The organism is Pseudonocardia sp., from assembly GCF_025465255.1.
In the GTDB taxonomy this organism is placed as follows: Bacteria; Actinomycetota; Actinomycetes; order Mycobacteriales; family Pseudonocardiaceae; genus Pseudonocardia.
On record NZ_JAODNI010000001.1, the window covers coordinates 1 to 21182 of the forward strand.

Here is a 21182-nt window from a genome sequence, read left to right on the forward strand (position 1 = left end):
GCCGGCGGCCGAGCGCCCGGCGGCGATGGCCGCGAGGGCCTCGCGCGTCTGCGAGGCGGTGGGCCGGTCCTCGGGCAGGTTGCTCAGCAGGCGCATGAGCAGCGCCGTCAGCGGGCCGGCGGACTGCGGCGGGCGGACCGCGCCGGTCGCGACCTTGTGCAGCAGCGCGTAGGGGTTGTCGTCGAGGCCGAAGGGCGGCTCGCCCTCCACCGCGGCGTAGAGCGTCGCCCCGAGGGCGAACACGTCCGAGGCGGAGGTGGGCTCCTGGCCGCGGGCGACCTCCGGCGCGAGGAACGCCGGGGTGCCGGCGATCATGCCGGTGCGGGTGAGCTGCACGTCGTCGACCGCGCGGGAGACGCCGAAGTCCGTGATCTTCGCGCGGCCGTCCTCGGCGATCAGCACGTTGCCGGGTTTGATGTCCCGGTGCACCACCCCCGCGGCGTGCGCGGCGGCGAGCCCGTCCGCGACCTGCTGACCGATCGCCGCCGCGTCCACGGGATCCATCGGCCCCTTCTCCGTGAGCACGGCCGCGAGCGAGCTCGACGGCAGGTACTCCATGATCAGCCAGGGCCGTTCGTCGTGGACCACGACGTCGAACATGCTGATCACGTGGGCGTGCTGGAGGCGGGCGCCGATGCGGCCCTCGCGCAGGATGCGCTGGCGGGACTCCTCGATCGCGTCCGCGCCGTTGCCGGCGATCCCGTTCGCGGCCGCGGCCAGCAGTTCCTTGACCGCGACGGACCGGTTGAGCAGCTCGTCGGTGCCCCGCCAGACGGCACCCATCGCCCCCGCCCCGATGCGTTCGTCGAGGCGGTAACGGTTCCCGATCCGGATCGGGTCAGGGTCGGACGGGGTCATGACTGCCCAGGATAGGGAACCCCCGCGATCATCACCGGGGCAGGCCCAGCTTCTTCGCGCAGGCAGGCCACGATCCGTAACCCCCTCGGGCGTCGCGCACCCGGGTGGCGACCGAGATCTGCTCCTCCTTGGTCGCCTGGTCCGCCCGCGCCGCGAACTCGGTGCCGCCGAAGTCCGACCAGGTTCCCGAGTCGAACTGCAGCCCGCCGTAGTAACCGTTGCCGGTGTTGATCGCCCAGTTCCCGCTCGATTCGCAGGTGGCGAGGGTGTCCCAGGACCCCGACGCGGGTGCCGCCGGCCGGGCAGGCCGCGCATGGGCCGGCGGCGCGGGTTCGGCGGGTTTCGCCGGTTCGGCCGGCTTCGCGGGTTCCGGCGCCCGGTCAGGGGTGGGTGCCGGCGTCGGAACGCGGGAGACGGCGGCGGACGCGTCGTCGAGGACGTCACCCGCGGTGACGGGTTTCGGTGTGGGTGATGTCTCCGGTCGGGTCGGCTCGGGGGCGGTGGTGGGCTCGTCGTCGGCCGGGCGCGGGCTGTCCGTGCGCCTGCTTCGCTCGCCCGTGGGGCCCTCCACGATCGGCAGGCCGCTCGTGTCGTCCGGGGCCTCCCGGACGTCCCGGCCGGGCTCGCCGTAGCCCGCGTCCAGATCGTCGAGGACGAGAACCCAGTCCTGCTCGCCGCCGGTGCCGGTGGGCGCCTCGAACCGGGCCGTGCCGGCGCTGGGCAGCGGCTCGACGGGCAGGACGTCCCCGGAGCGCGGGTCGAACCAGGCGGGGCGGACCTCCTCGCCGGCGAGCATGTCCAGGTCGACCGTGACGTCCTGGCCCGCCGGGGTGTATGCGACGAGGAACGACCCGTCGGACGCCAGCGAGCCCGAGATGCGGTTCGCGCCCGAGCCCCCGGTGCCGCCCAGGGCCTCGTCCGCGGGCTCCAGGGTTCGGTAGGGGCGCGACTCCATCAGCGCGCGGAGGTGACCCAGCTGAGCCGCGGCCTCGTCGTCGGGCGCGTCCTCGCCGGCCCCGGAGCGCTCGGCGGAGGCGCCGGCGTAGGTGGTGCCGGCGGCCCCGGCGAGGGCGTCCTGCCAGGCCTGGCGCCGGACGCCGAGGGCACTGCCGGTGTCTCCGGGCTCGTCGCCGCTCGTGGGGTCTCCGGTCCCGGGTTCCGCGGTCGCGGGGTCTCCGGGCGCAGCGTCGTCGGCGCCGGTCCTGCTACCCGTGTCGGTTCCGTTCGAGCCCGCGGTCGAGCACCCGCCGGCGCTCCCGGCCCGCGACCCGGCGCCGAGAACCGGTACCGCCTCGCCGTCGGAGGTCCGCGACGACCGGCCGGCGGCGATCCGGTCTTCGCGGCCCCCCGCGGCGCACCCGTCGTCCGCGGCCGTGCGGAAGTCGTAGGGGCCGTCCGCCGGAGTGCTGCCGCCGGCGCGGGGCAGGTGGCCGATCAGGCCCTGGCTACCGCCGGACCGCAGGCCGCCCGCGAGCTCGCGCCAGATGCCGTCCGAGTCGGCCGTCGCGTCCCCGCCGAGGAGCCAGGACACCGGCGACGCGCCGTAGCGCCGCCCGAGGAACGTGCCGTACGCGCGGGCGTTGTCCTGCGTGACGAGGCTGCCGGCCTGGCCGTCCGCCCAGACCGGGGCGAGCGCGAGGGAGATCCCGCGCTGCTGGGCGGCCCCGACGATCGCGTCCACGTGGTCCCAGAAGTCGTACTGCGCCGGGTCGTCCGGGTCCGCCCCCGCAGTGGTGGCGAGCGCGCCCAGGTGGCCCGCGTAGGCGGCGTCGCCGTAGCGGTCGCGGGCGGCACCCGGCATGATCAGCCCGGCTCGGACGACGGTGAAGCCCTGCTCGGCACGGGTGTCGAGGTACTGCTCGGCCTCCTCGGTACTCAGGTCGGTGACGAGGTCCCAGGCGGTGTCCGCGAGCCAGTAGAACGGCTCGCCGTCCGCGCGGGCGAAGTAGTGCCCGTCGACCGTGATCAGTCCCGCCCGCGGCGCCCGCGTGGTCGTGACGGCGAGCACCGCCGCCGCCACCGCGACCACGGCGAGGACCGCGCCCGCCACCTGCATCCGAATCCGCACGGCCGGACGATCACAGCGCGCCGCCGATCTCCGTGGGCGTTCGGGAGAACCGGTTGCGATCGTGAACGCTCGATGGCCCCGGTGCGGGGCGGGTCGTGCGCGCTCGGCCGTCGATCACCGCGCGTGGACGTCCTCGCCCCGGCCGCAGGGGCCCCGCCGAGCCGGGACGTCCGCCGCCGCCGGCAGGACCTCGACCCCGAGTCGATGATCCCCCCGAACCGACGGGATCTTTTTCCGCCGAACGGGAGCATCATTGATCGGGCGAGCACGAGCAGGCGGATTCTCGGAGGAACTCCAATGACCATTGCGGACGTCGTCGGCACCAAGGGACGAACGGTCCACACGATCCTGCCCTGGGCGACCGTGGCGGACGCCGTCCAGCAGCTGAACCGGTTTCACATCGGGGCCCTCGTGGTGAACGACTCCACGCACGCGGTGCTCGGCATCCTCTCCGAGCGGGACCTGGTCCGCGAGCTCGCGCGGCGTGGCCCCGACCTGTTGAACCAGCAGGTGGAGAGCGTGATGACCAAGTACATCGTCACCGTCTCGCCCGGCGAGTCCGTGATCCGCGCGTTGCAGCGCATGACCCAGGGGCGCTACCGGCACCTCCCGGTCGTCGACGCCGGGCAGCTCGTCGGGATCGTCAGCATCGGGGACCTGGTGAAGAGCCGGCTGCGGGATCTCGAGCTCGAGACGGGGGTCCTGCGGGACGGCTGGATCGCGGCCCACTGAGGAGCGGCCGCCTTTCGGCACAATGTCCGGTATCACGAACGGCGCTGCCGGTGAACACTGACCGACAGCGCCGTTCGTGCACTGGCAAGAATGCTCAGTAATCGAAGTCCGGGTCCTCGGTACGGGTCCGCTTGAGCTCGAAGAAGTGCGGCCACCCGGCGAGCAGGCGCGCACCGTCGAAGACCTTCCCGGCGTCCTCGCCGTGCGGCACCTTCGAGATGACGGGGCCGAAGTAGGCCACGCCGTCGACGTGCAGGACCGGCGTGCCGACGTCCATGCCGACCGGGTCCATCCCCGCGTGGTGGCTGGCCTTCAGCTTCTCGTCGAACTCGGTGGAGGTCGCGGCCTCGGCGAGCGACGCGGGCAGGTCCAGCTCCGCCAGCGCCTCCTTGATGACGACGTCGAAGTCCTTGTTGCCGCCGTTGTGGATGCGCTCGCCCATCGCGGTGTAGAGCGGGCTCAGGATCTCCTGGCCGTGGGCCTCGGCCGCGGCGATGCAGACGCGGACCGGCCCGTAACCCTTGTCCATCAGCTCCCGGTACCGCTCCGGCAGGTCGTCGCGCCCGGAGTTGAGCACCGACAGGCTCATGACGTGGAAGTTCAGGTCGATGTCCCGGACCTTCTCCACCTCGAGGATCCAGCGCGACGTCAGCCACGCCCAGGGACACAGCGGGTCGAACCAGATGTCGACCTCGGTGGCCTTCGTGTTCTCCGTGCTGGTCACGGGTGCTCCGTTCGTCGGGGACTCGAGTGGGGGTACCACCACAGCGCACAACCAGTGATGTCCGGGGCGTGTTCCCCCCTGCCGTGCGAATGCCGGGGCGGGTACGGGGCACACGTGATTGGATGCCAGACGTTGCCCATCAGCTCCCGCTTTTCCGAGAGGACGCACCCGAGCCCATGGCCCCGCCCAACCTGACCCGTACCGACGCCGAGCAGCGGGCGGCGCTGCTCGAGGTGTCCAGCTACGTCGTCGACCTCGACCTCACGGACGGCTCCGGCGGGCCCGGGGACGCGATCTTCGCCAGCACCACGACCGTCGAGTTCTCCTGCCGGGAACCCGGGGCGGACAGCTGGATCGATTTCGTCGGCCCCGAGGTCGTGTCGGCCACGCTGAACGGCGTCGTCCTGGACGTCTCCGGGTACCGCGAGGAGGACGGCATCGCGCTGCCCGGCCTGCACGCGCAGAACACGCTGACGATCGTGGCGGCCGGCGCGTACATGAACACCGGTGAGGGCCTGCACCGCTTCGTCGACCCGGTCGACGAGAGTGTCTACCTCTACTCCCAGTTCGAGACGGCGGACGCGAAGCGGCTCTTCCCCTGCTTCGACCAGCCGGACCTCAAGGCGCGGTACACGCTCACCGTGACCGCACCCCACGACTGGAAGGTCGTCTCCAACTCCCTCGCCGAGGTCGAGGCCGGCGAGGTCGCGACGATCCACCGCTTCGCCGAGACCGAGATCCTCTCGACGTACCTGGTCGCCCTGATCGCGGGCCCGTACGCCGAGTGGCGCGACGAGCACGACGGCATCCCGCTGGGCATCTACTGCCGCGCGTCGCTCGCCGAGCACATGGACGCGGAGCGGATCTTCACCGAGACGAAGCAGGGCTTCGACTTCTACCACCGCAACTTCGGCGTCCGGTACCCGTTCGGCAAGTACGACCAGCTCTTCGTGCCGGAGTTCAACGCGGGCGCGATGGAGAACGCCGGCGCGGTGACGTTCCTCGAGGACTACGTCTTCCGGTCCCGCGTGACCCGCTCGGCCTACGAGCGCCGCGCCGAGACGATCCTGCACGAGATGGCGCACATGTGGTTCGGCGACCTCGAGACGATGCGCTGGTGGGACGACCTGTGGCTCAACGAGTCCTTCGCCACCTTCGCCTCCGTGCTCTGCCAGTCCGAGGCCACCGAGTACAAGGAGGCCTGGACGACGTTCGCGAACGTCGAGAAGTCCTGGGCCTACCGCCAGGACCAGCTCCCGTCGACGCACCCGATCGCCGCGGACATCCCGGACCTGCAGGCCGTCGAGGTCAACTTCGACGGCATCACCTACGCCAAGGGCGCCTCGGTGCTCAAGCAGCTCGTCGCCTACGTCGGGCTCGAGCCGTTCCTCGCCGGGCTGCGGGACTACTTCGAGGCCCACAAGTGGGGCAACGCCACCTTCGACGACCTGCTGAGCTCGCTGGAGAAGGCGTCCGGCCGGGACCTCTCGGACTGGGGCGCGCAGTGGCTGCGTACCACGGGGCTGAACCTGCTGCGGCCCTCCTTCGAGGTCGCCGCGGACGGCACCTTCACCTCGTTCGAGGTGGTCCAGGGCGGGGCCCGGCCGGGTGCCGGTGAGCTGCGGACGCACCGCGTGGCCGTCGGCGTCTACGACGACGCGGAGGACGGGGACGCCGCCGGCAAGCTGGTCCGGACGCACCGCGTCGAGGTCGACGTGACGGGTGAGCGGACCGCGGTCGAGGCCCTCGTCGGGGTGCCCCGCGGCAAGCTGGTGCTGGTCAACGACGACGACCTCACCTACTGCGCGCTACGCCTGGACCCGGATTCGCTCGCGACGCTCGTGGACCGGATCGGGGACATCGCCGATCCGCTCCCCCGCACGCTGTGCTGGTCCGCGGCGTGGGAGATGACCCGCGAGGCCGAGCTCAAGGCGCGGGACTTCGTCACGCTCGTCGCGGGCGGGTTCGGCTCGGAGACCGAGATCGGCGTCGTGCAGCGGCTGCTGCTGCAGGCCCAGACGGCCACCGCCTCCTACGTGGGCGGGAACTGGGCGGCGGAGCGGGGCTGGCCGCTGCTCACCGACGCCCTGCGCTTCCGCCTGGACACCGCCCCGCCCGGCTCGGACGCCCAGCTCGCCGTCGTCAACTCCCTCGCCGGCAGCGTGCTCCCGGACGGGACGCTGGAGCAGATGAAGGGCTGGCTGGCCGGGACGGACGTCCCGGAGGGCCTGACGGTGGACACGGACCTGCGGTGGCGGCTGCTGCAGGCGCTCGTCGCCCACGGCAAGGCCGGCGAGGCGGAGATCGACGCCGAGCTGCAGCGGGACCCGACGGCCGCCGGCAACCGGCAGGCCGAGCGGGCCCGGTCGCTGGTCCCGACGCCCGAGGCGAAGGCCCGGGCCTGGGACCGCGCGGTGCACGACGACGAGCTGCCCAACGCCGTCAACGAGGCGATCATCGGCGGCTTCAGCCACCCGGCGCAGCGGCACCTGCTCGGCGAGTACGTCGAGAAGTACTTCGCCGAGGTCGCGGACGTGTGGGCGCGCCGGACGTCCGAGCGGGCGCAGAGCGTGGTGCTCGGCCTGTTCCCGTCGTGGGCCGTGGAGCGCTCGACCGTCGAGGCGGCGGACGTGTGGCTCGCCGACGAGTCGCACCCGCCGGCCCTGCGCCGTCTCGTCACCGAGGGACGGGCGGGCATCGTCCGGGCCCTGGCGGCGCGGGAGTTCGACGCGAGCTGACGCTGCCGTCGCCGATCTCACGCAGCGTCACGTCCGGGAGCGGTGATCCCGCTTCCGGACGATCCGGAAGTCATGGCACACTGGCCGCACTCACGCTGCGCGACCGCCGTTCGGGGACGTCGATCGTCCGGAAGACCCGGAGACCACCTGATCGTGCGCCCGCTTCCCCGCTCCCTGCGCCCGGCCCCCGCCTTCAGACTCGGCGCGCCGTGCCTCCTGCTGTCCCTGTTCCTCGCCGCGTGCGGCGCGCCGGTCCCGGACGCGGCGCTCGTCGCGCCCGCCCCGACCGTCGCGGCGCCCGCACCGACGACGGCCACCGCCGTCCCGTCGGCCGACCCGGTTTCCGGCGCCGCCGCGAACGTCATGCGCTCCGCCTACGAGGCGAGCACCCGGACTCCCCCCACGACCGCCGCGCCGGCCCCGGGGACCGGCACCCGCTCCCCGGGGGCCGGAGGCGGGCAGGCCGGCGCCGGGACGTCGGGAAGCGGCGCCACCGGCCCCGTGGGCCGCCTGATGGGCGCGAAGGTCACGTTCTACGCGGCCTACGACAACGATCCCGCCGGCAGCACCCAGATCGCCTACCCGAGCGTGCACTCCGAGGCCGGCGGCACGGGCACCTTCGCGGACCCCGTCACCATGGCCTCGGACGCCGACCAGATCGCGCCCGGCACGCGGATCTACTACCCGCCGCTCCGCAGGTACTTCGTGATGGAGGACCAGTGCGCCTCCTGCCTGGGGTCGGGCTCCTTCTGGATCGACCTCTACGCCGGCGGGGCCACGGACAGCGGAGTGGAGGACTGCGAGGCGGCCCTGACCCCGGGCGGTAACGTGACGATCGAGATCGACCCGCCGGCCGGGCGCGCGGTGGACACCACGCCGCTCTACTCGAACGGGCGCTGTATCGCGGGCTGACGGCCGATGCGCGGGACCTCGGCCGATCGCCCCGGATGTCGGTAGCCTGGGCGAGGTGACGACCCCGAGCCCTGACGTGCGCGCCGCCCTGCCCGATGCGCTCCGCCGGCCGGCGATGGCGGTCGTCGGCGTCGCGGTCGTGGTGTTCGGCGTGCTGGCCGCCCGGTACGCCGGGGACGGGCGGGCGGGCCGGGTGGACTGGCACGCCGAGAACCTCGTGGACTCCCTCGGCGGCGCGCACCGCTGGGTCTTCGGCCGGCTCACGACGTTCGGCTCGCCGCCGTTCGTCGTGATCGCCGGCGTGGTGCTGGCCGGGGTCTGTTTCGCCCTCGGCCGTCGGCGGCTGGCGATCCTCGCCATCGTCGGGCCGGGCCTGACCGGGCTGGCGACGACGTTCCTCAAGCCCACCGTCGGCCGGACCATCGAGGGCGGCTTCGCGTTTCCGAGCGGCCACACCGGCGGCGCCACCTCGATCGCATTGGTGGTGGCGTTGTTGCTGGTCAGCCTGCTCAATCCGGGGCGGCGGTTGTCCATGGCCCTCGTCGGCACGGTGACGCTGGTGGCGGGCGGGACCATCGGCGCGTCGATGGTGGTGATCGGGTCGCACTACCCCACGGACACCCTCGGCGGCTTCTGCGCCGCGGTCGCGATCGTGCTGAGCTGTGCGCTCCTGTTGGAACGGCTGGCGGCGGTCCGCGCCGGCCGCCACACCACCTCGTTGTAGCGTCCCGACGTGCGAGGGCCCGGTCCGCGAAGTGCGGACCGGGCCCTCGTCGTTCGTGGTGCGGCGTCAGGCCTTGAGGCCGAACTTCCGCATCAGCCGGGTCGCGGCACCGCCGCGAGGGCGGTACCTGGCACAGGCCTCGCGGCCGCAGAAGGCGCAGTCCGCACCCGGGCGGTAGTGCTCGTGCGCGTCCGGCTCGTGCCCGCACGTGCAGGTACGGGTGCTCACCGGTGTCCGCGGCGCGACAGGCGGGGTGGTCGGGGCCTGCGGCGCGTCTGCCGCCGGAGCCGCACCGATCTGCTCCGGGGCGATCTGCTCGGAGGCGCGCTGGGCCGGAAGGCTCAGCCCCAGGTCGTCCAGCGAGGGAATGCCCGTCGGCGGGGTCAGGACCGGCGAGGTGGACCTCCGCGCGCCCGAACGGCCGCCGGGTCGCTTCTCCGTCTCACCCATGTGGGCTCCTCTCCTCGGAGAACCGTTCATCGTCCGACGGCTCAGCGACAGTATGCGTTCCCCTCACACCGGAGGGGAATCACCGAAGGTGATGATGACATCCCGTTGGGTAGGTTGCGTCACCGCGACAGAGGATCGCTGACCGGAAGTGTGGCGTCGACGGCCGGAAGGGTGACAGTGGCGACACAGCCGGCCGGATCGTGCACCGATCGGAGGGCGAGCGAGCCCCGCTGTCCCTCGAGCAGCTGAGCGGAGATGTAGAGCCCCAACCCCGTGCCGCCCGCGCTCTCGTCCCGGGCCCCGCGGCGCAGCACCTCCTCCTCGGCGCCGGCCGGCAGGCCGGGACCCTGGTCCCGGACCTCGATGAGGGCCTTCCCCCCGTCCTCGACGGCCCGGATCGCGACCGGCGCACCCGGGGCGTGCCGCTCGCAGTTGGCCAGCAGGTTCGTCACCACCTGGGCGAGGACGGCCGAGTCACCCCGCGCGCGCAGACCGTTCTGCACCACGAGCGAGACCTCCCCGCCACGGGCCCGGCGCAGCCGCACCAGCCCGTCGAGCATGGGTTCGACGAGGTAGTCCTCCGGCTCGGCGAGCTCGTCCGCCGCGTCCGCCGAGCCGTCCAGGATGGTGTGCAGCCTGCTGAGCTCGGCCAGGACCGCCTGGCGCAGCCGGGCGTGGTCCGCGCCCCCGCTCTCCGCGCTGAGCAGGTGGGTGACCCCGGCGAGGCCCGCGAGGCCGTTGCGCAGCTCGTGGTTGCGTTCGGCGGCGACCGACATGGCGCGCTCCATGTGCAGCGCGGCCTCGGACAGCTCCTCCTGCTGCTCGTAGTTCTGGCTGTGCAGGTCCCCCAGCGAGCGCTGCACGAGCTGCAGCAGACCGATCATGATCACCACGAGGCCCACGACGCGCAGCACGGGGAACACGAGGTCCTGCGGCGCACCCGCGACCACGCGGTACAGCTGCCCGGCCGCGAGCACGACCAGGCCGAGCCCGATCCGGGCGCGCGGCGTGCTCTGCCGGCGGAACGCGTCGATGACGTAGAGCACGGCCACCGCCACCCAGCCCGCCAGGACGACGACCGTGGCCAGGGTGCTCGCGACGATCGTCGCCACCGGGCCCGTCCACTGCACGAGGCGCAGCGCCGCGGTGGCGAGGAGGCCGCCGACCAGCAGGATCACCCAGCCGCCCCACATCCCCAGCCGCCGCGGCGGGCGCAGGGCCAGGGCGAACAGGGCGAGTGCGGTCGCATAGGCGACGAGGCGGGACAGCCGCATTCCCGGCGACTGCTGGGCGGCCAACGCGCTGACCGTCCAGGGCAGGACGACGAGGCAGTACATCGTGAGCGCGGCCGAGAACCAGGCCGGGCGGGGATCGGTGAGCACCCGGGACCCCATGAACGCGAGGATCGCGGCGCCGGCGCCGATCGCGGCCGCGACCAGCGTCAGGATGTCCTGGGTGCGAGTTCCGGGCACCCACTGCATGACGGTCATCGAGCGCGCCAGGCCACCCGTGACGAGCGCGACACCGAGCACCACGACGACGTCGACCACGAGCCGCGACGTGAACCGGGCGCGGCGCAGCCTCCCAGAGGCGCTCGTGGCACCAGTGACCATGCCGGGACCCCCTCCCCGCACCGTCCACCCGAGACGGACCGAGGTGAATCCTAGGTGAACCGGTCCACCGGGGAGTGGGTGCCGCGCCCGCGAGCCGTCAGGAGCGCGTCGCCCTGCGGTAAAGGGCGACCGCCTCGAGCTGCGAGCCGACCTCGAGCTTCGTCAGCACCGCGCGGATCTGCGTGCGGACGGTCGCGAGCGACACGACGAAGTGGTCCGCGACGGCCTGGGCGCGGCGGCCGCGGGCCAGCTCGGCCAGCACCTCGCGCTCGCGCTGGGTGAGCCGGTCGAGCTTCTCGGTGAGCACCCGGCTCTCGGCGTCCCGCTGGTGGTAGAGGTCGATGAACTTCTGCCGGCGCTCCGGGGACATCACGGGGCGGCCCGCGACGGCCTCCCGGACGGACGTGAGGAGCGTCGGGAACGGGGCGTGCTTCGGCACCCAGGCCAGGGCGCCGGCGTCGAGCGCCGCCCCGATCCGGGCGTGGTCCGCGCTGCCGGAGAGGACGAGCACCTGCCAGCCGGCGGCCATGAACGGGCCGACGAGGTCCACCCCGTCCACCCGGTTGCCCTCGCGGTCCCGGCCCAGGTCGAGGTCCAGCAGGACCAGCCCGGGCTCCAGCCTCTCCGCCTCGGCGAGGATCGGCGCGATCCCGCGGGCCGTGCAGAGATGGGTGGCCACGCCCTCGGCGCGCAGGCTCATCACGATCGAGGTGGCGACGAGCTCGTGGTCGTCCACGACGAGCACGGGCATGCCGGAGCCCCGGGGCGACTGCTCCGGAGAGCGTGACGGCATGCGATCAGTCATGAGTCCCGTCAATGGTCCGACGTCGGCCGGTCACGTGCGGACAACGATCGCCCGGCGAGCGGTGCGGGTGGCACATCGTCGGGAAACCGTACAGGCGACCAGGTCCTTTACACCATATGGCTTACCCACAAGGTCGCGTCCGGCACTGGTGCCGGATGCGTGTGTGGGTGACGCCGCGAGCCCTCTGCTCAGGAGGAGCGGCGCCGTCCGCCCGCCTGGTCCGCGAGCATCCGCAGCCCGCTGAGCAGCCCGCCCAGCAGGTCGCTCTCCTTGAAGGAGGCCACCATGCTCATCACGGCGAGCTTCGCGCCGCGGTCCGGCAGCCGGGTGTGCGCCTCGGTGCCGGTGACGACCTCGACGACGCGCTGGCCGGGGCTCACCGCGACGAGCACCGCCTCGGCGGGATCGTCCAGCGAGTCGTGCAGCTCCGACGAGCGCTTCTCCGGGTCGTCCCCGAGATCACCCAGATAGATCGCGAAGTTCAGGCCCGTGTCCCGGCTCGCCAGCGTGAGCGCCTCGTCGAGGCGGGCCAGCTGGACGGGCGTGAAGGGCTGGTCGACCGCGTCCGTCTCGTCCGAGAAGTTCTCGGCGGCCGACACCCGCCCGGAGGACGTGATGACCGCGCCCTCGGGCAGATCGGCGGGATCCGCGTCCTGCGCCGTCGCCAGGGTGTTGTGCTCACCAGTGGCCACGAGCGCCTCCCTTGGGGCCAGAAGCGATACCGGACGCGTGGGCGCCGGAGTGGGCGGGCAGGTGGGCGCCCTCCGGGTTGGCCGTCCAGAACAGCGGCTCGTGCGGCCACGGCTGCCCGGTGCGATACCGGGGCCGCTTGGACTTCTTCGGCGCCATCACGAGCAACGCGACCGCCGCGTACAGCACCACCGGCGGCAACACGAGGGTCAGCACCGTCTCCACCACGCTCACGTGGGAAACCTAGCGGATCGATCGGCGTGATTGCCTCTCGGGCGAGGGGACGTCGCTCACGTGGGGGCTGCGGGGCGTGCCGACCGGCATCCTCCGTGTCACCTCGCACCCTGACCCCGCAGCGGGGATCTTTCGGGCTTTGCGCTTCAAATCGGACCAAACGTCGTAACACTGCTTGCCCCGACCTCGAATGCCAGGCATACGGTGCCGCGAATCGGCGCGATCGAAGGGCGGGGAATGACCCAGAACGATGTGCTCGGGGAAAGGATGTCCACAGTGCGGATTCCACAGCAGAGCACGACATCGGCGAGCGTGTCGGCCTGCCGCGCCTGCGGAACGCCCGGGGTGCGGGAGTTCCTCTCCCTGGGTGCGACGCCGATCGCCAACGCACTCGTCGAGCCGGCCCGGTCCGCCACACCCGATCCGTCGTACCCGCTGGCCGTCGGCTTCTGCCCGTCGTGCTCCCTGGTGCAGCTGACCCACGAGCTCCCCGCCGAGGCGATGTTCGACGCGAACTACCCCTACTACTCGTCCTTCATCGACGCCCTCGTCACGCACTCGGCGCAGCACGTCGACTCGGTCGTGGAGGAGCGCGGGCTCGGCGCCGGGTCGTTCGTCGTGGAGCTCGCGAGCAACGACGGCTACCTGCTCCGACGGTTCGTCGAGCACGGCGTCCCGGTGCTCGGGGTGGAGCCGACCCCCGGGCCGGCCGCCGCCGCCCGCGAGGCCGGCATCCCCACGCTCCAGGAGTTCTTTGGCGCGGACACCGGCGCCCGGATCCGCAAGGAGCACGGCGCAGCGGACGTGATCATCGCGAACAACGTGATGGCCCACGTCCCGGACCTCAACGGTTTCGTCGCAGGAATGGCCGCCCTCGTCGCGGACGACGGCATCGTCCAGGTCGAGAATCCGGGCGTCCGTTACCTGTTGGAGCATTGCGAGTTCGACACCGTCTACCACGAGCACTTCTGCTACTTCTCCACGATCGCGGTGCAGAAGCTCTTCGCCCGGCACGGTCTGAACCTGCTCGACGTGGAGCTCTATCCGGACCTGCACGGCGGCACCCTCCGCTGGACCGCGGGCCGGACGGGCACCCCGACCGAGCGCGCGCTCCGTCACCTCGACGAGGAGTACGCCCTCGGCCTGGACGACTTCGCGGCCTACGCGGACTTCGGCGCCCGGGTCGCCGCCAACCAGACCCGGCTGGCGTCGCTCCTGCGCGAGCTCCGGGCCCAGGGCAAGTCGATCGCCGCCTACGGCGCCGCGGCCAAGGGCGCGACGCTGCTGAACTCCACGGGCATCGGCGCGAACGTCATCGACTTCGTGGTGGACGTCAACACCCACAAGCAGGGCAAGCTCCTCCCCGGCGCGCGGATCCCGGTACTCGACCCCGCGGAGCTGATGGAACGCCGGCCGGACTACGTGCTGCTGCTCGCCTGGAACTTCAAGAAGGAGATCATGCGGCAGCAGGAGGCGTATCGTCAGGCGGGCGGCAGGTTCATCGTGCCGGTCCCGAGCCCGCAGGTCGTGGGGTGAACACTGCCGCCATGACCGAGCCAGACCTGACCGGCACCGTCTCGTGCCGGTTCTGCCGCTCCTCCGACGGCGAGCTCGTGCTCGACGCCGGGCTGCAGCCGGCCAGCGACCTGTTCCCCCTCGTCACGGAGCCGGGCCCGGACCCGGTCCACCCGCTGCGCATGTGGCTCTGCGGCGGCTGCGGGCTCGCCCAGCTGATCGAGGACCCGACGGTGCCCGAGGAGCCGCGGGGCAAGGAGCCGGACGCCTGGATCGAGCAGGCGAAGGAGGCCGTCGCGGACATGGCCGGTGCCGGCCTGCTCGCACCGGGCAAGGTCGTCTTCGAGTACGGCAGCCCGCACGGCGGTGACTGGATGGACGTGCTGCTCGAGCGCGGGCTCACGCCCGCGGCGAGCGGACAGCAGGCGGACGTGATCATCGACAACATCGGGATGATGCACGACGCGGACCAGGCCGCGGCCCTGCGCGAGCGCGTGGACCGGCTCGCCCCGGACGGCGTGCTGCTGTTCCAGTTCCACTCGTTCCGCGCGATCATCGAGCACGGGCAGTGGAACGCGCTGCGGCACGGCCACTACGCCTACTACTCCACGCCGGCGCTCGTCACGATGCTGGCGAGCGTGGGCCTCACCCCGGTCACCGCGTTCCGCTACTCGCTCTACGGCGGCACCGTGCTGCTCGCCGCCCGGCGGGGCGGGGTGCCGGACGAGGCCGTCGCCCGGATCGTCGAGGGCGAGAAGGCCGTCGGGGTGCTCGATCCCGCGGCCGCGCGAACCCTGCAGGAAGCCTGCTCCGCGACCGCGGACGAGCTGCACCGGTTCGTCGCCGCGGAGAAGGCGGCGGGCCGCACCACGCTGGGCTACAGCGCCGCGTCCCGCTCCGTCGCCCTGCTGAACCGGGCGGGGATCGGCCCGGGGCTCATGTCGCACATCGCGGACGCCGCCGAGGCCAAGGCCGGCCGCCGGCTGCCGGGGAGCGAGATCCCGATCATCTCCCCGGACGAGCTGGTGGCCGCGAAGCCCGACACCGTCGTCCTGTTCGTGCCGGACCTGCTGCCCGAGGTCCGCAAGGCGATGCCGGAGATCGAGGCGAACGGAGGCCGCTGGGTCGTGGCGGAGGAGATGACCGGCTCCGCCGGGTAGCCGCTCAGGGCCGCATACGGTCACACCCCGGGCTCGCACGGCAACTCCCCGCGCCGGATCGCCCCGAGCAACGCCTCGTGGTCCCGCTCCGTCTGGTCCGCATAGGCCTTCGCGAACCGGCACAACGCGGTCCGGGCCTTCCCGCCCCCGCCCAGGTAACCTGAGATCATCGACGCCCCGCTCGTGCGGGCGTGCCCCTTGGCCAGCAGCAGCCCGCAGACCGCCGCATAGTCCGCCAGCGCCTCGGTCCCGATCCCGTCGAGGACGATTGCACCCTTCATGTCCCGGAACTGGCGCACGTAGTACTGCCGCCGCCCGACCGTCGTCCAGCCCAGCAACGGGTCCGAGACGGTCTGCAGGGCCTGCTGGTACTCCACGACCCGCTGTCCCTGGTGGGCGTGCCACGCATCGTCACCGTGCACGTACGGCGCGACGACGGACCGCCGGGCCTCCTTGAGCTGCAGGAACAGCACGTCGTCCGGACCGGAGCCCTCGCACAGCGCGATGTAGGCCCGCAGGCCCACCGACCCGACGCCGACGACCTTGTGCGCGATGTCCACCACCCGGTACCCGCCGACGACCCGCGCCCAGTGCGGCGGCAGCGTCTCGAGATAGGCATCGAGCGCGACGGTGATCCGCTCGTACTGGGCGTCGTCGGGCCGGGTGATGAGCGGTGGCTCCGCGACGAGCGCCCGGGCGCCGCCGGAGTCCCGCACGAACCGCGGGAGCGCGCGGTCGCTGGTGCGCTTCCTGGCCCGGCGCGCGGCGTCGTCGACGGCCTTGCGGGTGGACGCGCTCGGCGCCCGCTCGTGCAGCATGTCCGCCCCGATCCGCTCGTAGGAGCGGGCCAGCAGCGGCTGATCGGCCAGGTACGCCAGGTGCCCGCGGTAGGCGTCGACGCAGCGGCCGACGGCCGCCTCGCAGTCGTCCTCCGACGCGTTGTTGTCCCGCCCGGCCACCCACACGCTGGTGACGAGCCGGCGCAGGTCCCACTCCCACGCGCCGGGGTGGGCCTCGTCGAAGTCATTGAGGTCGAAGACCAGGTCGCGTTCCGGCGAGGCGTAGAAACCGAAGTTCGCCAGGTGCGCGTCGCCGCAGATCACCGGCTGGATCCCGGTGGCGGGCAGGCCGGCGAAGTCCGCCGCGTGCAGGGCCGCGGCCCCGCGCAGGAACGTGTAGGGCGAGACGCTCATCCGGCCGATCCGCACCGGGACGAGCCGCTGGACCCGGCCCGCGTTCGTCTCGACGACGGAGCCGACCGAGTCGATCGTGCGGTCCGACGGCGACCAGTCCCCGAGGGAGGAGCGCGGCGCCCGCTTCCGCAGGTCCTTGCCGATCCGGTAGCGCTCGGCGCGCGGCGTCGCCGGGGCCGAGAGGGACGCGAAGCCGCGCCGGTCCACGGACGCGATGACCACGTGCGGCTGCATCCTGCGTTGATACTCCACCCGCCGGCCGTCCACACTGCCGGAATGGCCCGTTCTCCCAGCGGGGAGTCCGTGCTCACCCGGGCGGTCCGCATCCTCGACGCCTTCTCCCCCGACGAGCCCGCGCTCCCGGTCTCCGTGATCGCGCGCCGTTCGGGGCTGCCGGTCGCGACGGCGTCCCGGCTGATCGCCGAGCTCGTCGGACACGGGCTGCTCGCGCGGGAGCCGGACCGCCGCATCCGCGTCGGCGTGCGGCTGTGGGAGCTGGGCCAGCGGGCGTCGCCGACGCTGGGGCTGCGCGAAGCCGCGATGCCGTTCCTGGCGGACCTGCACGACGTCGTCGGCCACCACATCCAGCTCGGGGTCCTCGAGGGCGACGAGGTGCTGTTCGTGGAGCGGCTCTCCGCGCCGGGAGCGGTCATCAACTACACCCGGATCGCCGGACGGCTGCCGCTGCACGCGTCGTCGTCCGGGCTGGTCCTGCTCGCGCACAGCCCCGGTGAGCTGCAGGAACGCGTCCTCGCGGCACCCCTGGCGCGGTACACGGCGAACACGATCACCGACCCCGGGCGGCTGCGCGGCACGCTCGCCGGGATCCGCCGGGACGGGTATGTGCTGTGCGCGGGCCACATCCACCCGGAGGCGACCGGGATCGCCGTTCCGGTCCGGTCGGACACCCAGGTGGTGGCGGCCGTCGCGGCGATCGTCCCGAACGACGAGCACGCGCGCGCGGCGGTTCCGGCCCTCCGGGCCGCGGCGCGGGGAATCGGCCGCCTTCTCTCTCATTGAATGGAACTCTGCTGGTGACGCCGCCGCGTTGCGTCGCATGCTCTCGGCACCCAACGACGGGAGGCCGGCAGTGGAGAGAGCGCTGGAGCTCAGGGTCATCGAGAAGACGGCCGCCTCGGAGGGCGTCGTCACGCTGACGCTCGCGAGACCGGACGGCGGCCGGCTCCCGGACTGGGCGCCGGGCGCGCACGTCGACCTGATCCTCCCGAACGGCGACACCCGCCAGTACTCGCTCTGCGGGGACCGCTGGGACGCCCACACCTACCGGGTCGGGGTGCTGCGCGAACCCGCCGGGCGCGGTGGCTCCGCATACGTGCACGACGCGCTTCAGCCCGGCGACCTCGTCGGCGTCGGCGGCCCGCGGAACAACTTCCCGCTGGTCCCGGGTGAGCGCTACCTGTTCGTCGCGGGCGGCATCGGGATCACTCCCCTGCTGCCGATGATCCGGCAGGCTGACCTGCTCGGCGCGGACTGGACACTCGTCTACGGTGGCCGCACCCGGGCGTCGATGGCGTTCCTGGCCGAGCTCGAGGCGTACGGCGAGCGCGTGCACGTCGTCCCGCAGGACGAGTTCGGGCTGATCGACCTGCCCCGCTGGCTCGCCGAGCCCGACCCGGTGACCAAGGTCTACTGCTGCGGCCCCGGCCCGCTGCTCGACGCCGTGGAGAAGGCCTGCTCCGGCTGGCCCGAGCACGCGCTGCGGACCGAGCGCTTCGTCGCGCCGGAGCAGGGAGCGCCGGCCCGCTCCGCGCCGTTCGACGTCGAGCTGGCCCGGACCGGCACGACGGTCACCGTCACGCCGGACGTGTCCGTGCTCGAGGCCGTCGGGCGGGCGGGTGTCGAGGTGCTCTCGTCCTGCCGGCAGGGCACGTGCGGCACCTGCGAGACGGACGTCCTGGACGGCGTCCCGGACCACCGCGACTCGATCCTCGACGACGCCGAGCGCGCGGCGGGCGACTGCATGTTCGTCTGCGTCTCCCGCTCCCTCGGCGACCGCCTCGTACTCGATCTCTAGGAGGAGCCCTCGTGACCACAGCGACGATCCCCGCCACCGCCGTCGATCCCTTCTCCCCCGAGGTCCTCGCCGATCCCCTCCCGTTCCAGGCCTGGCTGCGCGACGCGGGTCCGGTCGTGCACCTGAAGCGGCACGACGTCCACGCGTTCGCCCGCTACGAGCAGGTGCACGCCGCGCTCGTCGACTGGCAGGGGTTGCAGTCCGCCGCCGGGGTCGGGCTGTCGAACTTCCGGTTCGAGAAGCCCTGGCGCCCTCCGAGCCTCCTGCTGGAGGCGGACCCGCCCCGGCACGACGCGCCGCGCCGGGTGCTCTCCGGGATCCTCGGGCCCCGGGCGCTGCGCCGGCTGCGCGAGCGGTGGTTCGCCGACGCCGAGCGGCTGGTGGACGAACTGCTCGACGGCCCCGACGAGTTCGACGCCGTCCCCGCGCTCGCCGAGGCGTTCCCGCTCCGCGTCTTCCCGGACGCCGTCGGCCTCGGCCCGGACGGCCGGGAGAACCTCCTGCCCTACGGCAACCACCTGTTCAACGCCTTCGGCCCGCCGAACGCCCTGGTCGAGGCGGGCAACGGACGGGCGGCGGAGCTGGGGGCGTGGGTCGGCGCGCAGTGCGCCCGGGACGCGCTGTCCGGCGACGGGTTCGGCGCCGCGATCTGGGCCGCCTCGGACCGCGGCGAGATCACCCCGGAGCAGGCGCCGATGATCGTCCGCTCGCTGCTGTCCGCGGGCGTCGACACGACCGTGCACGGGATCGCGGCGGTGCTGCACGCGTTCGCGACCCATCCCGAGCAGTGGCGTCGTCTCCGCGAGCGTCCGGACCTGGCCCGCGTCGCGTTCGACGAGGCGGTGCGCTGGCAGTCCCCGGTGCAGACCTTCTTCCGGACCGCGACACGCGATGTCGAGATCGGCGGGATCGTGATCCCGGACGGCAGCAAGATCCTGATGTTCCTCGGCGCCGCCAACCGCGATCCCCGCCGCTGGGCCGAGCCGGACGCGTTCGACCTGGCCCGCGACCCGTCCGGGCACGTCGGGTTCGGGATGGGGCTGCACCAGTGCGTCGGCCAGCACGTCGCGCGACTCGAGGCGGAGGCGCTGGTGACCGCCCTCGCCGCCCGGGTGTCGTCGATCGAGCAGGTCGGCGACGGCGAACGGCACCTCAACAACACCCTCCGGGCCTGGGCGTCGCTGCCGCTTCGCGTCCACCGAGCGTGATCGACCGGCCCCGGATCGTTCACCATCGCGACTTGTCTCGCCCGGCCCTTTCCTAGAAGCATGGCCTCATGCATGTCCGGCGGCTCCGCCGCGCGCAGGTCGGCGCTTCGCGCGGGGCGTCGCGTCTCGCGCTCGTCGGGGCCCTGGTGGCCGGGCTCGCCCTGGTCTCCGCCTGTTCCGCCCCGACCCCGCTGTGCGACCAGGCCGCCACGCTCGTCCCGCAGGGCCAGCTGGCCCAGGCGGCCGAGCTGTACGCGCGCGCCCAGACCGTGAACGAGGGCGGCTGCGCGGACGACGGCCTGGGGACGGTCGGCGACCTGTACCAGCAGGCGTTCACCGAGGCCGCGCGCGGCTCGGCGGCCGAGCGGACGGGGAACGTCCAGGGCGCCGTCGAGGCCTACGAGGCCGCCTTGCGGATCGACGCCGGTAACCAGGCCGCCGCCACCGGGCTGTCCCGCGTCGGGCGGCCCGTCCCGGCGACACCCGAACCCCTGCCCCCGCCCGCGCCGTCGGCCGAGCCCGTCTCGACGAGCTGGTGGGCCGGCAACGGGCCGGTCACGGTCGGCGCGATCCTGTTCGCGCTCCTCGCGGCGGCGGTGGCCGGATGGCTGGCCGTGCGCCGTTCCCGGCAGGGCGACGAGTCCGTGCGCGAGCTCGTCGCCGGCTCCGGCGAGCAGGTGGAGGAGCGGACGCGCGGCTGGCTGTTCGGGTTCCAGCACCGGTTCCAGCAGCAGCAGGCGGAGATCCTCCAGCTGCGACGGGTGCTGGACCGGGTGCTCGGCGCGGGCGTCGCGGCCGGCGGCCCCCGGTACTTCGTGACGCGGACGGACGGCAGCGGGCTCGCGGTGGGCGTGACGGTCGAGCTGCTGCTCGTCAGCGTCGCGGCTCCTCCCGCTCCGGAGGTCGATCCCGACGACGAGACGCTCGAGGAGGACGAACCGGCCGCGGACGCCGTCCCCGACCCTGGCTTCGAACCCGACCTCGAACCCGGCCACCGCCTCGTCGCCCGCCGGGTCCTCGACGACTCGGCGCCGGCGCCGCGTTGGTCGCCCGGTGAGGCGCCGGTCTCGGAGGTCGAGCGGGCGGCGTCGGAGCGGCGCTTCTACTCGGAGTGGACCTGGGTCGAGGAGCTGTGGGGGACGCCCGTGCGCAGCTCTCCGTCGTTACTGCCCCTCGACCTGGAGAACTTCGACGACCGCTGGTCCCCGCTGCTGCACGGGCTGTCTCCGGAGGACGCCGCGGGAACGCCGCTGCGCTCGCCGTCGGACGCGTTGCACAAGGCCGTCGGCAAGGCGCTGGCCGATGCGGAGCAGGCGGACGGGGTGCGGGTCCGCACGCTCGCCGCCGTCGACGGGATCGTGGTCGGCCTCGCCCAGCAGCACCCGGTGCTCACGAACGCCCGGGTCCGCGCCCTGTCCCCCGAGGTGCTCGGGCTGGCGGCGTTCGAGTCCGCGGAGCGGGCGTTGGGGCGGGAGCTGGACGCGGTCGGGGAGCGCAGCCCGGCGAGGAGCTGATCAGCCGGA

Annotated in this window: 18 protein-coding genes and 2 pseudogenes; 10 read left to right on the plus strand and 10 right to left on the minus strand. The window is 73.2% G+C overall.

Translation table 11 applies throughout. From position 1 onward, the window contains the following. The 3 genes and pseudogenes from JWP64_RS00005 to JWP64_RS00015 form a co-directional block, all read right to left on the minus strand. Window positions 1-858, minus strand: an 858-nt coding sequence (locus JWP64_RS00005; protein WP_297490639.1) for a serine/threonine-protein kinase, incomplete at its 3' end; no start/stop codon positions are given. Between the two features lie 31 nt (window positions 859-889). Beyond that, window positions 890-1132 (minus strand): annotated as a pseudogene (locus tag JWP64_RS00010) (transglycosylase family protein); the annotation flags it as partial. A gap of 384 nt (window positions 1133-1516) precedes the next feature. Continuing rightward, window positions 1517-2914: pseudogene (locus tag JWP64_RS00015) on the minus strand (DUF4038 domain-containing protein); the annotation flags it as partial. Between the two features lie 309 nt (window positions 2915-3223). On the opposite strand from JWP64_RS00015, the gene JWP64_RS00020 reads away from it, so the two are divergent. Beyond that, window positions 3224-3658 (plus strand): CBS domain-containing protein, encoded by a 435-nt coding sequence (locus tag JWP64_RS00020; protein WP_297490642.1) that lies wholly within the window; start codon window positions 3224-3226, stop codon window positions 3656-3658. A gap of 94 nt (window positions 3659-3752) precedes the next feature. Here the strand turns inward: JWP64_RS00020 and JWP64_RS00025 are convergent, their stop codons facing one another. Further along, entirely contained in the window at window positions 3753-4382 is a 630-nt protein-coding gene (locus JWP64_RS00025) for a disulfide bond formation protein DsbA (RefSeq protein ID WP_297490644.1), read from the minus strand. A gap of 176 nt (window positions 4383-4558) precedes the next feature. On the opposite strand from JWP64_RS00025, the gene pepN reads away from it, so the two are divergent. The 3 genes from pepN (at window position 4559) to JWP64_RS00040 (ending at window position 8756) form a co-directional block, all read left to right on the plus strand. Beyond that, entirely contained in the window at window positions 4559-7120 is a 2562-nt protein-coding gene (gene pepN / locus JWP64_RS00030) for an aminopeptidase N (protein ID WP_297490647.1), read from the plus strand. A gap of 153 nt (window positions 7121-7273) precedes the next feature. Next, complete coding sequence (locus JWP64_RS00035) at window positions 7274-8032, plus strand: hypothetical protein (protein WP_297490649.1); 759 nt, start codon at window positions 7274-7276, stop codon at window positions 8030-8032. A gap of 55 nt (window positions 8033-8087) precedes the next feature. Next, on the plus strand, window positions 8088-8756 hold the full coding sequence (locus tag JWP64_RS00040) for a phosphatase PAP2 family protein (RefSeq protein ID WP_297490652.1): 669 nt from the start codon (window positions 8088-8090) through the stop codon (window positions 8754-8756). Between the two features lie 66 nt (window positions 8757-8822). Here JWP64_RS00040 and JWP64_RS00045 read toward each other — a convergent pair whose 3' ends face one another. From JWP64_RS00045 to JWP64_RS00065, 5 genes are all read right to left on the minus strand, one after another. Next, complete coding sequence (locus JWP64_RS00045) at window positions 8823-9206, minus strand: hypothetical protein (RefSeq protein WP_297490654.1); 384 nt, start codon at window positions 9204-9206, stop codon at window positions 8823-8825. A 119-nt stretch (window positions 9207-9325) separates the two neighbouring features. Continuing rightward, on the minus strand, window positions 9326-10819 hold the full coding sequence (locus JWP64_RS00050) for a HAMP domain-containing sensor histidine kinase (RefSeq protein ID WP_297490657.1): 1494 nt from the start codon (window positions 10817-10819) through the stop codon (window positions 9326-9328). A 97-nt stretch (window positions 10820-10916) separates the two neighbouring features. Further along, the gene (locus JWP64_RS00055) at window positions 10917-11612 is read right to left on the minus strand and encodes a response regulator transcription factor (RefSeq protein ID WP_297490659.1); all 696 of its coding nucleotides are present in this window, start codon (window positions 11610-11612) and stop codon (window positions 10917-10919) included. A 200-nt stretch (window positions 11613-11812) separates the two neighbouring features. Continuing rightward, window positions 11813-12316: a DUF5130 family protein gene (locus tag JWP64_RS00060; protein WP_297490662.1), complete on the minus strand. Its 504-nt coding sequence runs from the start codon at window positions 12314-12316 to the stop codon at window positions 11813-11815. Continuing rightward, entirely contained in the window at window positions 12303-12548 is a 246-nt protein-coding gene (locus tag JWP64_RS00065) for a hypothetical protein (RefSeq protein ID WP_297490664.1), read from the minus strand. Before JWP64_RS00065 ends, JWP64_RS00060 begins: the two co-directional genes overlap by 14 nt. Window positions 12549-12824: 276 nt before the next feature. Between JWP64_RS00065 and JWP64_RS00070 the strand changes: the two genes are divergently transcribed. Both JWP64_RS00070 and JWP64_RS00075 read left to right on the plus strand, forming a co-directional pair. Beyond that, window positions 12825-14084: a class I SAM-dependent methyltransferase gene (locus JWP64_RS00070; RefSeq protein ID WP_297490667.1), complete on the plus strand. Its 1260-nt coding sequence runs from the start codon at window positions 12825-12827 to the stop codon at window positions 14082-14084. An 11-nt stretch (window positions 14085-14095) separates the two neighbouring features. Beyond that, a complete protein-coding gene (locus JWP64_RS00075; RefSeq protein WP_297490669.1) occupies window positions 14096-15223 on the plus strand; it encodes a class I SAM-dependent methyltransferase in 1128 nt (375 codons plus the stop codon). A gap of 20 nt (window positions 15224-15243) precedes the next feature. Here JWP64_RS00075 and JWP64_RS00080 read toward each other — a convergent pair whose 3' ends face one another. Then, complete coding sequence (locus JWP64_RS00080; protein ID WP_297490671.1) at window positions 15244-16650, minus strand: DUF2252 domain-containing protein; 1407 nt, start codon at window positions 16648-16650, stop codon at window positions 15244-15246. 42 nt (window positions 16651-16692) lie between these two features. Here JWP64_RS00080 and JWP64_RS00085 point away from each other — a divergent pair, with 42 nt between their 5' ends. From JWP64_RS00085 to JWP64_RS00100, 4 genes are all read left to right on the plus strand, one after another. After that, window positions 16693-17436 (plus strand): IclR family transcriptional regulator, encoded by a 744-nt coding sequence (locus JWP64_RS00085; RefSeq protein ID WP_297490674.1) that lies wholly within the window; start codon window positions 16693-16695, stop codon window positions 17434-17436. Between the two features lie 70 nt (window positions 17437-17506). Continuing rightward, window positions 17507-18451 (plus strand): PDR/VanB family oxidoreductase, encoded by a 945-nt coding sequence (locus JWP64_RS00090; RefSeq protein WP_297490676.1) that lies wholly within the window; start codon window positions 17507-17509, stop codon window positions 18449-18451. An 11-nt stretch (window positions 18452-18462) separates the two neighbouring features. Further along, window positions 18463-19659, plus strand: a complete 1197-nt coding sequence (locus JWP64_RS00095) for a cytochrome P450 (protein ID WP_297490678.1) — start codon at window positions 18463-18465, stop codon at window positions 19657-19659. 68 nt (window positions 19660-19727) lie between these two features. Beyond that, window positions 19728-21173 (plus strand): hypothetical protein, encoded by a 1446-nt coding sequence (locus JWP64_RS00100; protein ID WP_297490681.1) that lies wholly within the window; start codon window positions 19728-19730, stop codon window positions 21171-21173. The last annotated feature ends 9 nt before the right edge of the window (window positions 21174-21182 follow it).

Coding starts and splice junctions, on each gene's coding strand:
- JWP64_RS00080 (WP_297490671.1), bottom strand. CDS start 16,650: ATGCAGCCGCACGTGGTCATCGCGTCCGTGGACCGGCGCGGCTTCGCG.
- JWP64_RS00045 (WP_297490654.1), bottom strand. CDS start 9,206: ATGGGTGAGACGGAGAAGCGACCCGGCGGCCGTTCGGGCGCGCGGAGG.
- JWP64_RS00085 (WP_297490674.1), top strand. CDS start 16,693: ATGGCCCGTTCTCCCAGCGGGGAGTCCGTGCTCACCCGGGCGGTCCGC.
- JWP64_RS00020 (WP_297490642.1), top strand. CDS start 3,224: ATGACCATTGCGGACGTCGTCGGCACCAAGGGACGAACGGTCCACACG.
- pepN (WP_297490647.1), top strand. CDS start 4,559: ATGGCCCCGCCCAACCTGACCCGTACCGACGCCGAGCAGCGGGCGGCG.
- JWP64_RS00050 (WP_297490657.1), bottom strand. CDS start 10,819: ATGGTCACTGGTGCCACGAGCGCCTCTGGGAGGCTGCGCCGCGCCCGG.
- JWP64_RS00100 (WP_297490681.1), top strand. CDS start 19,728: ATGCATGTCCGGCGGCTCCGCCGCGCGCAGGTCGGCGCTTCGCGCGGG.
- JWP64_RS00055 (WP_297490659.1), bottom strand. CDS start 11,612: ATGCCGTCACGCTCTCCGGAGCAGTCGCCCCGGGGCTCCGGCATGCCC.
- JWP64_RS00075 (WP_297490669.1), top strand. CDS start 14,096: ATGACCGAGCCAGACCTGACCGGCACCGTCTCGTGCCGGTTCTGCCGC.